This is a genomic window from Kocuria sp. KRD140, from assembly GCF_017168375.1.
In the GTDB taxonomy this organism is placed as follows: Bacteria; Actinomycetota; Actinomycetes; order Actinomycetales; family Micrococcaceae; genus Kocuria; species Kocuria marina.
Genome location: NZ_JABFAW010000004.1, coordinates 303582 through 316667 on the forward strand (window position 1 = coordinate 303582; position 13086 = coordinate 316667).

At 66.8% G+C, this 13086-nt stretch carries 14 protein-coding genes; 11 read left to right on the forward strand and 3 right to left on the reverse strand.

The genetic code is table 11. The annotated features are described in order from the left end of the window. Window positions 1-9: 9 nt before the first annotated feature. Both murJ and J1M36_RS05535 read right to left on the reverse strand, forming a co-directional pair. Window positions 10-1665, reverse strand: a complete 1656-nt coding sequence (murJ, locus tag J1M36_RS05530; RefSeq protein ID WP_206478822.1) for a murein biosynthesis integral membrane protein MurJ — start codon at window positions 1663-1665, stop codon at window positions 10-12. A 65-nt stretch (window positions 1666-1730) separates the two neighbouring features. Continuing rightward, window positions 1731-2231, reverse strand: coding sequence for an NUDIX hydrolase (locus J1M36_RS05535; protein WP_064845478.1), 501 nt, complete (start codon window positions 2229-2231; stop codon window positions 1731-1733). Between the two features lie 222 nt (window positions 2232-2453). Here J1M36_RS05535 and J1M36_RS05540 point away from each other — a divergent pair, with 222 nt between their 5' ends. The 11 genes from J1M36_RS05540 to J1M36_RS05590 all read left to right on the forward strand — a co-directional run bounded on the left by J1M36_RS05540 (window position 2454) and on the right by J1M36_RS05590 (window position 12418). After that, on the forward strand, window positions 2454-3878 hold the full coding sequence (locus J1M36_RS05540) for a CCA tRNA nucleotidyltransferase (protein ID WP_085107383.1): 1425 nt from the start codon (window positions 2454-2456) through the stop codon (window positions 3876-3878). A 113-nt stretch (window positions 3879-3991) separates the two neighbouring features. Next, window positions 3992-5251: a glycosyltransferase 87 family protein gene (locus J1M36_RS05545; RefSeq protein WP_064845477.1), complete on the forward strand. Its 1260-nt coding sequence runs from the start codon at window positions 3992-3994 to the stop codon at window positions 5249-5251. A 9-nt stretch (window positions 5252-5260) separates the two neighbouring features. After that, window positions 5261-6430: a hypothetical protein gene (locus J1M36_RS05550; protein ID WP_206478823.1), complete on the forward strand. Its 1170-nt coding sequence runs from the start codon at window positions 5261-5263 to the stop codon at window positions 6428-6430. A gap of 50 nt (window positions 6431-6480) precedes the next feature. Continuing rightward, window positions 6481-6900, forward strand: a complete 420-nt coding sequence (locus J1M36_RS05555) for a TM2 domain-containing protein (protein WP_206478824.1) — start codon at window positions 6481-6483, stop codon at window positions 6898-6900. Window positions 6901-7029: 129 nt separating this feature from the next. Continuing rightward, window positions 7030-7335 carry a 30S ribosomal protein S6 gene (gene rpsF, locus J1M36_RS05560; protein WP_012399407.1) on the forward strand — a complete coding sequence of 102 codons (306 nt, stop codon included), beginning with the start codon at window positions 7030-7032 and terminating at the stop codon, window positions 7333-7335. A 123-nt stretch (window positions 7336-7458) separates the two neighbouring features. Next, window positions 7459-8088, forward strand: a complete 630-nt coding sequence (locus tag J1M36_RS05565; protein WP_206478825.1) for a single-stranded DNA-binding protein — start codon at window positions 7459-7461, stop codon at window positions 8086-8088. 66 nt (window positions 8089-8154) lie between these two features. After that, window positions 8155-8391: a 30S ribosomal protein S18 gene (rpsR, locus tag J1M36_RS05570; protein ID WP_012399405.1), complete on the forward strand. Its 237-nt coding sequence runs from the start codon at window positions 8155-8157 to the stop codon at window positions 8389-8391. Between the two features lie 20 nt (window positions 8392-8411). Then, entirely contained in the window at window positions 8412-8861 is a 450-nt protein-coding gene (rplI, locus tag J1M36_RS05575) for a 50S ribosomal protein L9 (protein WP_035962847.1), read from the forward strand. A 162-nt stretch (window positions 8862-9023) separates the two neighbouring features. Then, entirely contained in the window at window positions 9024-9329 is a 306-nt protein-coding gene (locus J1M36_RS05580; RefSeq protein WP_241246875.1) for a hypothetical protein, read from the forward strand. Between the two features lie 306 nt (window positions 9330-9635). Then, the gene (gene dnaB, locus J1M36_RS05585; protein WP_231885474.1) at window positions 9636-10943 is read left to right on the forward strand and encodes a replicative DNA helicase; all 1308 of its coding nucleotides are present in this window, start codon (window positions 9636-9638) and stop codon (window positions 10941-10943) included. 125 nt (window positions 10944-11068) lie between these two features. Next, complete coding sequence (locus tag J1M36_RS05590) at window positions 11069-12418, forward strand: threonine/serine exporter family protein (RefSeq protein ID WP_206478827.1); 1350 nt, start codon at window positions 11069-11071, stop codon at window positions 12416-12418. Between the two features lie 88 nt (window positions 12419-12506). On the opposite strand, the gene J1M36_RS05595 is transcribed toward J1M36_RS05590, so the two are convergent. Continuing rightward, window positions 12507-13010, reverse strand: a complete 504-nt coding sequence (locus tag J1M36_RS05595) for an FBP domain-containing protein (RefSeq protein ID WP_144941557.1) — start codon at window positions 13008-13010, stop codon at window positions 12507-12509. Between the last annotated feature and the right edge of the window lie 76 nt (window positions 13011-13086).

Genomic DNA, 13086 nt, shown 5'->3' on the forward strand with positions numbered 1-13086 from the left:
TCGGGCAGTCTACCGGCCGAGTTTGGCGCGCAGCGGGGCCAGCAAACCCGTGAACTCCTGGACCCGGAACAACTTCAGGGCCACGGCGTACACGGCGGCCATCACGAGCCCGCCCACGGCCAGGCTGATCAGGGCTGCTGCCTGATTACCCCACGGGAAACCGTCGGTGCGGTACCCGCCGAGCAACCACAGCGTCACGACTCCCGCCACGCCCGCGACGAGCGAGGCGGCCAGGATGCGCACGTGACTGCTCACGATCCGGGACAGGCCGTAGTCCCCGATCCGCCGCGTGAGGGCGTAGTGGTAGATCACCGTGGCCAGCACGTTCTGGATGGCATAACAGGCCGCGACGGCGAACACCATGTGCTCGGGTGGAAAGACCCGGGCGATCAGCACGGCGGCGATCACGGTGAAGACGGACACCCCCAGCTGCACGAGGAACGGGGTGCGCGCGTCCTCCTGGGCGTAGAACGCGCGGCCCAGCATGAACGCGGTGGACATGAACGGCGCGCCGATGGCGATCACCGTGATGACCTGACCGATCACCGCGCCCGCGGCGGGAACACCACCGGAGAACAGCATGCCCAGCGGACCCGCGTACATGATCAGGGCCACCATGCAGAACACGGTGGCCACACCGGTGACCCGCAGGCTCGAGGACAGGGACGAGACCAGGGAGTCACGGTCCTTCTCGGACGCCGCGGCCGCCATGCGGTTGAACAACACGGTGGCGATGGACAGCCCGATCACCCCGTGGGGCAGCGCGTAGAGCATGGTGGCCTGGTCCAGGACGGCCGTACCCGCGATGGGGGGCGCCCCACCCGGACCGGACGCGATGTCCGCCCGGGCACCCGTGGGGATCGCCGCGGTGCGGTACAGGGCCATGAACGCGAGGTTGGCGATCACGCCGGTGGCGAGCGTCCAGCCGCCCAGGCGCGCCGCGGTGGACAGCCCGATCCCGCGCCACCCGAAGCGCGGGCGGATCCGCAGTCCCAGCCGGGAGAGCGGCCAGAACAGGATGAAGGCCTGCGCGGCGACACCCACCGTGGCCATGACCACGAGCCAGAAGGTCTGGGCGGAGGTCCAGTTCTCGAGGGTGTGCGGGTTGGTGCGGAACGGACCGAACTGCTGGATGAAGACCAGCAGGGCGGCGATCGCGATGACGTTGTTGAGCACCGGGGCCCACATGTACGCACCGAACGCACCCTTGGCGTTGAGCACCTGACCCACGACCGTGTAGAGGCCATAGAAGAAGATCTGGGGGAACGTGATCAGCGCGAACGTGGTGCCCATGGCCAGCTGGGCATCCGACCACCCCGGGCCCATGAGATTCATGATGGGGCGCACCAACAGCACGACCGCCGCGGTGATCACCAACAGCGCGATCACGGCGAGTGTGATCAGCCGGGAGATGTAATCGGCGCCCTCGTCCTGCGCCTTGGACGCCTTGATGATCTGCGGCACCAGCACCGCGTTGAACACACCGCCCGCGATCAGCACGTAGATCAGGTTGGGCAGTGTGTTGGCCAGCTGGAACACGTCCGCCATGGTCGCGGCGGAACCGATGGCCACCGTGATCAGGAACGTCTTGACGAACCCCAGGATGCGGGACACCAGGGTCCCGGAGGCCATGATCGCGCTGGAGCGCGCACCGGACTTCTGCATGGATCAAGGCCTCCTGCGCGGGGGGACGGGCCGGGTACGGCGCACGACGGATCGGACGGGACAGCCTACAACTGGTGAATGATGTATTCCCGGGCGATGTCCGCGATGCGCCGCTCGTTGGGGAAGGACAACTTCCGGCCGAGGGCGTCGATCCCGGACCACGCTACATCCACGGCCTCGTGGTCGGGGTCGTTCTCCGTGGTCAGGAATCCGCCGATGGCCTCCAGCAGGAAATGATGAACGGTCTTGTGCACGCGGTGTCCGGAGACCGTGAACCAGTAGTCGATGCTGCCCAGCGGGGAGAGCACGCGGCCCATGATTCCGGTTTCCTCCTCTATCTCCCGCACGGCGGCTTCCTCGTTGGTCTCCTCGCCCTCGGGATGACCCTTGGGAAGGCACCACTCGAGCCGTCCACCGCGGTTGATCCGAGCAATGATGGCCACCGGATGCGTGGGATCGGACAGGTCCACCACGATCCCACCGGCCGACACCTCTTCCACCGTGGGCAGCGCGGAGACCGGTTGGTTCGGTCGCCTCTTGGGCGCGCTGGGTACGGGGAAAGCCATGCCATCTACCTTAGCGACATTCCCGGGACACTCCCTGATATGGGTCCGGCGGCGGTCCGTTCGCCGCGGTCGAGAGCGGTTGTACCGCCGCGGGCCCGACGACGCCCGCTCCGGTCGGGCCGGCCGGGCCGGCCGACGGCACATTCCGCTCGCACCCGCCGACGCAGACGCCGCCCCGAGCCGGCCGACGGCGCTCGCCGTGATGCGATAATGACGCTCATCATGACGCAGTTGCTGGACACCTCCTCACTTCACCCCGTTTCCCACGAGCTGGGGCGCCTCTTCGACAGCGCCGGATACGAGCTGTCCCTGGTGGGCGGGCCCGTACGCGACCTCCTGCTGGGCCGGGACGCGCTGGACCTGGACTTCACCACGAACGCGAGCCCCGATCAGACCCTCGAGCTGATCCGGGACTGGGCGGATGCACACTGGGAGATCGGCCGGGAATTCGGGACCATCGGGATGCGCAAGTCCGGCATGCAGCTGGAGGTCACCACCTACCGCGCCGAGGCGTACGACCCCGATTCCCGCAAGCCCACCGTGGCCTTCGGGGACGATCTGACCGAGGACCTGCGACGCCGCGACTTCACCGTCAACGCCATGGCCCTGCGGTTGCCGGGCATGGAGCTCGTGGACCCGTTCGGCGGGATCAAGGACCTGCACGCCGGTGTGCTGCGCACCCCCGGGACCCCGGAGGACTCGTTCACGGACGATCCCCTGCGCATGATGCGTGCCGCGCGGTTCAGCTCCCAGTTGGGTCTGACCGTGGCGGAGCCCGTGCGGGAGGCCATGACCGCGATGGCCGAGCGGATCGAGATCGTCTCCGCCGAACGGGTGCGCGAGGAACTGGTCAAGCTGATCTGCGGCGCCCATCCCCGCCGGGGCACCGAACTCATGGTGGACACGGGACTCGCGCAGATCGTGCTCCCGGAGGTGCCCGCGCTGCAGCTGGAGACCGACGAGGCGCATCATCACAAGGACGTCTACCAACATTCCCTCACGGTCATGGAACAGGCCGCGGAGAAGGAGACCGGTCCGGACGGCCCTGTGCCCGCCCCGGACTTCGTGCTGCGCTTCGCGGCGCTCATGCACGACGTGGGAAAACCCGCCACGCGCCGCTTCGAACCGTCCGGGGCCGTGAGCTTCCGACACCACGAGGTGGTGGGGGCCAAGCTCACGCGCAAGCGGATGAAGGCGCTGCGCTTCGACAATGACACGATCAAGCGGGTCACCCGCCTTGTGGAACTGCATATGCGTTTCTACGGATATGGTGACGCCGACTGGACCGATTCCGCGGTGCGCCGGTACGTGCGGGACGCGGGGGACGAACTCGAACGGCTGCACCGGCTCACCCGCTCGGACGTCACGACCCGCAACAAGCGCAAGGCCTCCCGGCTCGCCCGGCACTACGACGAGCTCGAACACCGCATCGACCAGCTCGCCGAGCAGGAACAGCTGGACGCCGTCCGGCCCGAGCTGGACGGCCAGCAGATCATGGCGATCCTGGGCATACCGCCCGGACCCCAGGTGGGCCGCGCGTACAAATTCCTCCTGGAGATGCGTCTGGACGAGGGCGCCGTGGGGGAGGACGTGGCACGCGAGCGCCTCGTGTCCTGGGCGCGTGAGAAGGGCGTCATCGACTCCTGACGGAGAGGGCCACGCCGAGGTACCGCAGCGGAACACTCGCGCCATGACGCGTGGACTCCCCGCCCCCGTGGAACACTGACAGCATCCGTACCCGCGTTCCGAGGAGATCCCGCATGAGCCTGGAAGGTGCGCGCAACAGATCGGGAGGCAATGCCGGTCTGATGCTGCTGGGCCTCGGCCTGTACACGGTCATGATGGCCTACCTGTTGCGCATCCCGTGCCGGGTACCGGACTGGAACATGGCCCAGCAGGTTCCCGAGCTGTGTGCCACGGTGATCGGCACCGGGGATCTCAGTGTGCGCTCGTCGGACGTGGCCGGGGGGTTCTTCACCGGGGGTCCCACGGGGGATCAGCCGGTGCTCGTGGGGATGATCACCACGATCATCGGGTGGTTCGCCTCCAACCTGACCTCTCTGCTAGGTCTGGACGTGGGGCAGGGCTTCTACCTGGACCTCTCCCTGATCCTTCTGGCCCTCGTGTGGTTGGCCATCGTGGGCGTGGTCTCCTCGCTGAGCGGCAACCGGCGCTCCGACGCCCTGGTCATGGCGTTGGCCCCCGTGATCGTGCTCGTGGGATTCCAGTCCTGGGACCTGTGGGCCGTGCTGTTCATGATGCTTGCCCTGCTGGGCTACGTACGCGGGAACCCGGCGCTCGCGGGGATCATGGTGGGCTTCGGTGCCTCCGTGGCGTTCTTCCCCGTGGTGGTGCTGCTCGCGATCCTGATCATGGCCGCGCGTCACCGGTTCCTCAAGGACATCCTCTCCGCGTTCATCTGGGCCGTGGTTGCGTGGGCCCTGATCAACGGGACGTACATGATCACGGCGTGGGATCGCTGGCGGGCCCAGTTCGGGGACATGGTGCGCTCCGACACCGAACAACCCTCGCTGTGGAACGTGTGGAGCTCCACCGTTGAACCGCGCACCGGGGTGTCCCTGGGAACCGGCGCGGACGGTCAGTACGTCCTGCTGAGCATGATCCTGGCGCTCGTGTTCGTGCTCCTGATCGCGCTGCTCAGCAAGCGGGAGCCCTCGGCCGTGCAGATCACGTTCCTGTTGCTCGCGCTCTACATCCTGTTGGCCAAGGAGTACTCCCTGACCTACGTGGTGTGGCTCGTGCCCCTCGTCATCCTGTGCCGTCGCAACTGGATCGAGTTCGGGCTGTGGCAGGTGGTGGAAGTGCTCTACTGGGCCACCGTGGTGCTGCCGGCCTCGGCATGGCCTACCCTGCCGTGGGTCGAGGAATTCGGCTGGAGTGCCCAAGATATATTGGCCGTAGTACGTTATGTCTTTCTCATCTATCTGGTGGCGGCGGTTGTGGTGGACATGTTCCGGGGACGCAAGGCTGCGGCGCTCGGCGCGTCCGCGGTCCAGTAAGAACCCGGCATGGCACCGCGCGATTCCGAGACCCTCGCTCGTCTGAGGCTGCCGTCCTGGCGTTCCCTCCGCCTACCCCTGTTGCTCGTGCTGGTGTTCGTCGCGGTCGCGTCCACCGTGTGGGCCGCGCTCGCCAACTACTTCCTGGTCTCGCGGGTTCCCGAGGCTCCCGTGGGCAGGTACCTGGGGTACCTCGAGGGCGGCAGTTCCCGTCAGGTCCTCGCACCGTTGTTGATCGGCGGGGACCGCCCCCTGGCGCAGCTGCTGTCCAACGGGGTGTACCGGGATGCCGCAAACCGCCCGCAGGGCCACGACTTCGTGGGGGTTCAGAAGCACGGGGAACACGCCGCGGTGGGGGTGGACATCCACCTGGGGGACGGTTCCACCGTGCACCGTGAGTACACGGTCGAGAAGGTGGCGTCCTGGGGCCCCTTCAACGACTCGTGGCGATTGGTGGAACGCGACAACGCCATTGTGGACGTCCGACTGCCCGCGGCGGTGGACGCGGCGTCCGTCAACGGCAACAAGGTGCGTCCGAACGGTTCCGAGCTCTTCCCCACGGACCCTTCCGATCCCGGGTCACCCGCGCGCACGTGGCAGTTCGAGGGCCTGCCCGGGGTCTACGACATCGCGATGCCCGAGGACTCGTATCTCCTGGCTAGCGAACATGCCTCCGCGGAAATATCCATGAGCGATCCCCGGTCCGCCGCGGTCGAACTGGACTTCACAGCGTCGCCGCACATGTGGGAGGGCGCGGAGCGGGCCGTTCAGGACGCCGTGGGCCAATGCGAACGCGTGCTGCGCTTCGACGCTGCGCAGTGCCCGCTGCCCGCGCAGTTGGGAGGCGGGCCCGCGGCGTCACCCTCCGCCTCGCCCAGTGCTTCACCCACCGGGGCTCCCACGGAGGTCCCGCCGGGCGTGTCCAACATTCGGTGGGAACTGCAGTCCCGCCCGTCACTGCTCCTGGCACAGGATGACGACGATCCCCTGGCCTTCCACGCCGTGCGGTTCCGCCCCGCGGTGGCCACCGTGACCTGGCTGCAGAACGGGCGGCAGCACTCGGGGACCGTGGGCTTCGGGATCGACGTGACGGCCCGGACCAACGGTGAGGACCTGGACACGGACGTGCAGTTGCGCTCGACGCTGACCGAGCGGGAGAGGGCCAGCCAGCGCTCCTAGGATGGGATCGGTTGCATCAAGGCAACCGGGGAGTGGAAGAGGGGTTCATCATGGCCGACGAACCGGAGTACTACACGGCACAACCGCTACCGCGCCGCGACGAGCCGTCCCGCGGCTACGGCCAGGGCGCCGGCTTCGGCCCCGCAGGCACCGTGCCCGGGTGGGGTCACCAGCGCCCCGTCGGTCAGCCGGTCCACGTCAACGTGGTGGGCGGCAGGTCCATCGTGCTGGCCTATGTCCTGTGGTTCTTCCTGGGCAACTTCGGCGTCCACAAGTTCTACCTGGCCCAGCCCTTCCAAGGGATCTTCTACCTGGTGCTCTCCGCGATCGGGTGGCTCACCGTGGGGATCCTGATCGGCTGGTTCTTCCTGGGTCTGTTGTGGCTGCTCATGCTGATCGACCTGTTCGTGATCCCCCTGCGCGTGGGCGCGCTCAACGCTCGGTTGGCCCGACGCGTCGGTGGCTACTGAGCCCCCGTTGTAGTAAAGTGGGGAAGTCTGTGTGCCGTGCGCCGATCGCTGCCGGCACCGACATACGCACAGAACCTCCTGCTGCGGAAGGACCGCAGCCGCTTAGCCCGAAGGAGGTGGGTTCTTTACATGCGTGAATACGAACTGATGGTCATCCTCAACCCCGAGGTGGAGGAGCGCGCCGTCGAGCCGACCCTCAAGAAGTTCCTCGAGGTCGTCACCAAGGAGAACGGCACCGTCGACAAGCTCGACATCTGGGGCCGTCGTCGTCTGGCCTACGAGATCCAGAAGAAGTCCGAGGGGATCTACGCCGTGGTGAACTTCACCGCCGAGCCGCAGACCGCCAAGGAACTGGACCGCGTGCTGAGCCTCAACGAGGCCGTGATGCGCACCAAGATCATCCGTCCGGAAGAGCAGAAGATCCACGGCAAGTGAGGTGAGCGTGCGGCCCACCCGGGCTGCACAGCACGCACTCACCGCGGGCTCTGAGAGTCCCCGTGAGATGCTTTTCACCCCACTGAGTCTCGCATCCAGCGTCCACAGAATCCGGAGGTTCACATGGCTGGCGACACCGTCATTACAGTGATCGGAAATCTGACTGCAGACCCCGAATTGCGCTTCACGCCGTCCGGAGCCGCCGTGGCCAACTTCACCGTTGCGTCCACCCCGCGCGCCTTCGACCGGCAGAGCAACGAATGGAAGGATCAGGAGACCCTTTTCATGCGTTGCTCGGTGTGGCGTGAGGCTGCCGAGAACGTGGCGGAGTCCCTGACCAAGGGAACCCGCGTGATCGTCCAGGGTCGGCTCAAGGCACGCTCGTACGAGACCAAGGAAGGGGAGCGCCGCACCAGCACCGAGCTGGAAGTGGACGAGATCGGCCCCTCCATGAGGTACGCGACCGCCAAGATCAACCGGAACTCGCGCGGCGGAGGCAACTCCTACGGCGGGAACCAAGGCTTCGGCGGCGGTCAGGGCGGCATCGGTGGAGGCCAGGGCGGTTTCAACGACAACCAGGGTGGCGGCTTCGGCGGCAACCAGGGTGGTGGCAACCAGGGCGGCGGGTTCAACGGGAACCAGGGCGGCCGCGGGGGCCAGCAACCGCGTCAGCAGGGCAACGATCCCTGGGGTCAGTCCTCCGGTGGGAACTACGACTGGGGAACCGGCGCCGAGGACGAGCCCCCCTTCTAAACACAACCATTCCAACCCATCCCGCAGGTACGCCTGCGGGCTCCGCACCAGAAAAGGAGCACCACGATGGCCAAGGCTGAAATTCGCAAGCCGAAACCGAAGCAGAACCCGCTCAAGGCGGCCGACGTCACCGAGATCGACTACAAGGACGTCGCCTTGCTGCGTAAGTTCATCTCCGATCGCGGCAAGATCCGCGCTCGCCGCGTGACCGGCGTGTCCGTTCAGGAGCAGCGCAAGATCGCCCAGGCGATCAAGAACGCTCGTGAAGTGGCACTGCTGCCCTACTCCGGCGCTGGCCGCTGATCAGAGAGGACTGAGAATTCATGGCAAAGATCATTTTGACCCAGGAAGTCTCCGGGCTCGGTTCCGCGGGCGACGTGGTGGACGTGAAGAACGGCTACGCCCGTAACTTCCTGTTCCCCCGCGGCTTCGCGACTCCGTGGACCCGCGGCGCCGAGAAGCAGATCGACTCCATCAAGCAGGCTCGTGCGGCCCGTGAGCTGTCCTCCCTCGAGGACGCCCAGGCTCTCGCCGCCAAGCTGACCTCCACCACCCTGACCGTCCCGGTCAAGTCCGGTGCCGAGGGTCGCTTGTTCGGTACGGTCCGCGCCGGGGACATCGCCTCCGCGGTCGAGACCGCCGGTCTGGGTTCCATCGACAAGCGTCGCGTGGACCTGACCCAGCGCATCAAGACCACCGGCGTGTACCAGGCCGTGATCCACCTGCACGAGGACGTCAACGCGAACGTGGAGTTCGAGGTCGTCCCCGCCTGATCGCACCTCGAGTGCATCCGGGCCCCTGAACTGTTCACGCGGTTCGCGGGGCTCGCGGGTGATGTATGAGAACCCCGTGGAACGCTCGTTCCACGGGGTTCTTGCCGTCCTCGGGCTTCCAGAGATCGCGCAGAGCACCGTGGGAGGATGCCGGTCATGATCATGAGCGCACGCAGGTTGAGCACGGGCCGCACGCTGTTCTGGGTGGCATTGGGGTGCGTGGCATTGACCCTGGTGTTCTTCTTGGGGTCGTTCCTCGCCGGCAATTCCCTGGCGCCGCGCGGTGCGGTGGCCGTCCTGGTGGTCGGCCTCATCCTGAGCGTGGTCGCGTCCCTTGTGGCATTGATCCTGGGCATTGCGGGCACCGTGGCCTTCCCGGCCCTGCGGGGCCGTTACGTTCTGGTGTTGCTCCTGGCCATCGTGACATCGCCCCTGCTCTGGCTGCTCTTCTTCGCGCTGCTCGGGTGAGTTACCCACAGCTGCGACGGGTTTTCCACAGATCTCTCCACAGCCTGTGCACAGCACTGCACGGCGTGTTCCACATGTTTTCCACGTACTTTTCCACAGGCCGTGGACGACGACGGCGCGCCACCGGGCCGCGCGTCGTCGTCTACTCAGCGCCCGGTTCTGCAACGAGCACGGGCGGCTATGGGGGTCGGAGGGCGGTGGGAGAATAAACGGGCGCCCGCTCGAGGTGGGCGCATTCGTCTGCAAGGAAAGTGAGTGAGGGTGTCGGAATATTCGTCCGGGCCGCGCGAGGACTACGGCCGTACCATGCCGCACGACAACCAGGCCGAGCAGTCGGTGCTGGGCGGGATGATGCTCTCCAAGGACGCCATCGCGGACGTGGTGGAAGTGCTGCGGGGCGTGGACTTCTACAAGCCGGCGCACGAGAACATCTACGACGCCATCGTCTCCCTGTACGGGCGCGGCGAACCGGCGGACGCGATCACCGTGGGGGACGAGCTCACCAAGAACGGTGAGATCGAACGGATCGGGGGGATCGCGTACCTGCACTCGCTGATCGCATCCGTGCCCACGGCCGCCAATGCGGGGTTCTACGCGGAGATCGTGCGGGAACGCGCGGTGCTGCGGCGGCTCGTGGAGGCCGGGACCAAGATCGTGCAGCTGGGCTACGCGCACGACGGTGAAGTGGACGACATCGTCAACGAGGCCCAGGGCGAGATCTACCAGGTGGCCGAGCGGCGCACGGCGGAGGACTACGTCCCGCTCAAGGACGTCATGGAAGCCACCGTGGACGAGATCGAGGCCGCAGGCAACCGCTCCGGGATGCAGGGTGTGCCCACGGGGTTCATCGAACTGGACGAGCTCACCCACGGGTTCCAGGGCGGACAGATGATCGTGATCGCGGCGCGTCCGGCCATGGGTAAGTCCACGCTCGCCCTGGACGTGGCGCGCTCCGCGTCCATCAAGCACAACATGACGTCCGTGATCTTCTCCCTGGAGATGAGCCGCAACGAGATCGCCATGCGCTTGCTCTCCGCGGAGGGCACCCTGAACATGCAGGACCTGCGTGCGGGCACCCTGCAGGACGAGCAGTGGGCCAAGATCGCGCAGATCATGGGCAAGATGAACGAGGCGCCCCTGTTCATCGACGACTCCCCCAACATGTCCCTGATGGAGATCCGCGCCAAGTGCCGCCGGCTCAAGCAGAAGCACGACCTCAAGCTCGTGGTGCTGGATTACCTGCAGCTCATGAGCTCTGGCAAGAAGGTGGAGTCCCGCCAGCAAGAGGTCTCCGAGTTCTCGCGTGCGCTCAAGCTGCTCGCCAAGGAGTTGGACGTGCCCGTGGTGGCGCTGTCCCAGCTGAACCGTGGTTCCGAGCAGCGCCAGGACAAGAAGCCGCAGGTGAGTGATCTGCGTGAATCGGGGTCAATTGAGCAGGATGCGGACATGGTCATCCTGCTGCACCGCGAGGACGTCTACGACAAGGAGTCCCCGCGCGCCGGTGAGGCGGACGTGATCGTGGCCAAGCACCGCAACGGTCCCACGAAGACCATCGTGGTGGCGTTCCAGGGCCACTACTCACGGTTCGCGAACATGGCGCTGGAGGGGTTCTAAAGTCTTCAGCTCCCCGTCTTGTGCTGCGTTCCGGGCAAGCCGAGCTGCGCCTTGCGTCCAACCTCCCACCCCCTGGGATCGCACCCACCTCGTCCGTAACCGGCCCGTCCCACTACGCTTTGTCGGTGCTTACCACTGAACAGGCTGCTTACAAACTCGCCTTCCAGATTGCGGACGCCCTGATCCGCAGCGGGGCCGGGTCCGCCAACACCACCAAGTCCCTGCTGTCGATCTTTCGCAAGACGGACCTGCGGGACGTCACGGTGAGCGTGGGCCTGGGGCAGGTGACCATCAGCCACCAGGATGCGCCGGACAAGGCGCCGAGCACTCGCGTGTTCGAGTCCCAGCCCGGAACCCTGGACATCCAGCTGCGCACGGACACGGGCGAGGTGCTGGAGGACTTCGTGCTCGGCCGGATCTCTGCAGAGGAGGGGATCCAGCGCATGGACGAGATCCTCACGGAGTCCCGACACATCGGCCACCGTCTGACGGTGACCGGTTTCGGGATGTTCGGTGTCGGGTTCGCTCTCATACTGGGCGGAAGCTGGCCCACCGCCATCACGGCCGCGATCGTCTCCGCGATCGTGTACGGGGTCTACGCCCTCGTCCAGCGCGTCAAGGCCCCCGAGGTCTTCAGCCTGGCGGCCGGGGGGCTGACCGCGGTGCTGGGGGCGACCGTGGCGGGGGTGCTCTTCGACATCACCCAGACGGCCGTGTGCATCGTGGCCGCGCTGGCCGCGTGGCTCGCGGGGATCGCCGCGTACGGTGCGGTGCACGACGTCATCACCGGGTGGTACGTCTCCGCCTCCGGGCGCATCTTCGAGGCCATCACGAGCACTGCCGGTCTGGTGGCCGGTGTGACCATCGGGATCCACGCCATGCGGCCGCTCGTGGGGGACTCCGTGGACTACATCGAGACGCTGCAGATGGACGACTCCCGCTGGGCCCTCACCGTCCTTGGTGCCGCCGTGGTCTCCGCCGGTTTCGCGCTCGCCTCGGGTGGTCGTGGGTGGAAGCTGGCGTCCCTCGGTCTATTCGGTGGCCTGGTGCAGCTGGGTGTCCTGGCCATCACAGCCGTGGGCATCAGCTCCTTCGGTGCCATCCTGATCGCCTCGATCGTCGCGGGCATCCTCAGCGTCACCCTCACCCGCGCCCTGAACCTGGCCTCGAACGCCACGCTCATGGTCGTCCTGCTCCCACTGTTCCCGGGAATGCTCGTCTACCAGGGTGTCCTGGGCGTGATCTTCGGCCTCGAAGACGCCGGGGAGAACGTCCTCGAGGCTGCCATCACCGCGTTCTGCCTGTGCATGGGCGGCATGCTCGGGCAGTACGCGGCGTCCGAGATCCTCTGGGCCGGGCGGCGTCGCCAGTTCGCGCATCACCACCCGGGCCAGAAGTTCCGCCGCGAGATGGCGAACGAGGAGAACTTCAGCGACATCATGGTTCCCATCTTCTCCAAGCCCTTCACCAGCTGACGCGGGCGCAGATCAAGCTGGGGCGGTCCGCGCTGCGCGCCCGGCGGCGAGGTGGGTCCTGCCCGCGTGTGCCCCGCCGCGGAGGCCGCTACTTCCCCATGGCCTCGGCCACGCGCTCCACGAGCCCGCGCATGTTGGCGAGCGCGCGATCGGCGCGCTCCTCCGGGCTCATGGTCTCCTCCATCTGCCGGATGCCTTCGGGCTTGCGGCGCCCCAGCGTGTAGTCGCTGCACGCCAGGTTCGAGCACACGTAGGTGCCCACGGAGTTGTAGCGGTCCTTCGCGGTCTTGGAACGCTGGATCGAGACCAGTGAGACGCCGCTGGCCGGGTGCAACGTCAGGCAGATCTGGCACATGCGTGCGCCACCGCTCGCCTTCTGCGCGCTCTTCTCGAGCACCAGTCCGCGCAGCCCGTCCTCGGTCTCGACGACGACGTAGCCCGCCCGCGGTGACTTCGGGTCGTACCAGCCCAGGAAGATCTGGGACTCCCAGTCCCCGTGGAGCACGTCCTGCGGGATGTTGATGCGCTGCGCGGCGCCCTTGGAGCAGTTGACGAAGCTCTTGCGGATCTCGGTTTCTGTATGCGTATTCATGTTATTTGGTCCTTCGAGGATGGCCTTTCCCTGCCTGCCACGTGCGGGTCAGGGCGGCGCGCGGGCGCCCGGGTGT

What these genes read in the sequence shown, in the direction of transcription:
- murJ (WP_206478822.1), bottom strand. Translation starts at nt 1,665, where the DNA reads ATGCAGAAGTCCGGTGCGCGCTCCAGCGCGATCATGGCCTCCGGGACC.
- J1M36_RS05535 (WP_064845478.1), bottom strand. Translation starts at nt 2,231, where the DNA reads ATGGCTTTCCCCGTACCCAGCGCGCCCAAGAGGCGACCGAACCAACCG.
- J1M36_RS05540 (WP_085107383.1), top strand. Translation starts at nt 2,454, where the DNA reads ATGACGCAGTTGCTGGACACCTCCTCACTTCACCCCGTTTCCCACGAG.
- J1M36_RS05545 (WP_064845477.1), top strand. Translation starts at nt 3,992, where the DNA reads ATGAGCCTGGAAGGTGCGCGCAACAGATCGGGAGGCAATGCCGGTCTG.
- J1M36_RS05550 (WP_206478823.1), top strand. Translation starts at nt 5,261, where the DNA reads ATGGCACCGCGCGATTCCGAGACCCTCGCTCGTCTGAGGCTGCCGTCC.
- J1M36_RS05555 (WP_206478824.1), top strand. Translation starts at nt 6,481, where the DNA reads ATGGCCGACGAACCGGAGTACTACACGGCACAACCGCTACCGCGCCGC.
- rpsF (WP_012399407.1), top strand. Translation starts at nt 7,030, where the DNA reads ATGCGTGAATACGAACTGATGGTCATCCTCAACCCCGAGGTGGAGGAG.
- J1M36_RS05565 (WP_206478825.1), top strand. Translation starts at nt 7,459, where the DNA reads ATGGCTGGCGACACCGTCATTACAGTGATCGGAAATCTGACTGCAGAC.
- rpsR (WP_012399405.1), top strand. Translation starts at nt 8,155, where the DNA reads ATGGCCAAGGCTGAAATTCGCAAGCCGAAACCGAAGCAGAACCCGCTC.
- rplI (WP_035962847.1), top strand. Translation starts at nt 8,412, where the DNA reads ATGGCAAAGATCATTTTGACCCAGGAAGTCTCCGGGCTCGGTTCCGCG.
- J1M36_RS05580 (WP_241246875.1), top strand. Translation starts at nt 9,024, where the DNA reads ATGAGCGCACGCAGGTTGAGCACGGGCCGCACGCTGTTCTGGGTGGCA.
- dnaB (WP_231885474.1), top strand. Translation starts at nt 9,636, where the DNA reads ATGCCGCACGACAACCAGGCCGAGCAGTCGGTGCTGGGCGGGATGATG.
- J1M36_RS05595 (WP_144941557.1), bottom strand. Translation starts at nt 13,010, where the DNA reads ATGAATACGCATACAGAAACCGAGATCCGCAAGAGCTTCGTCAACTGC.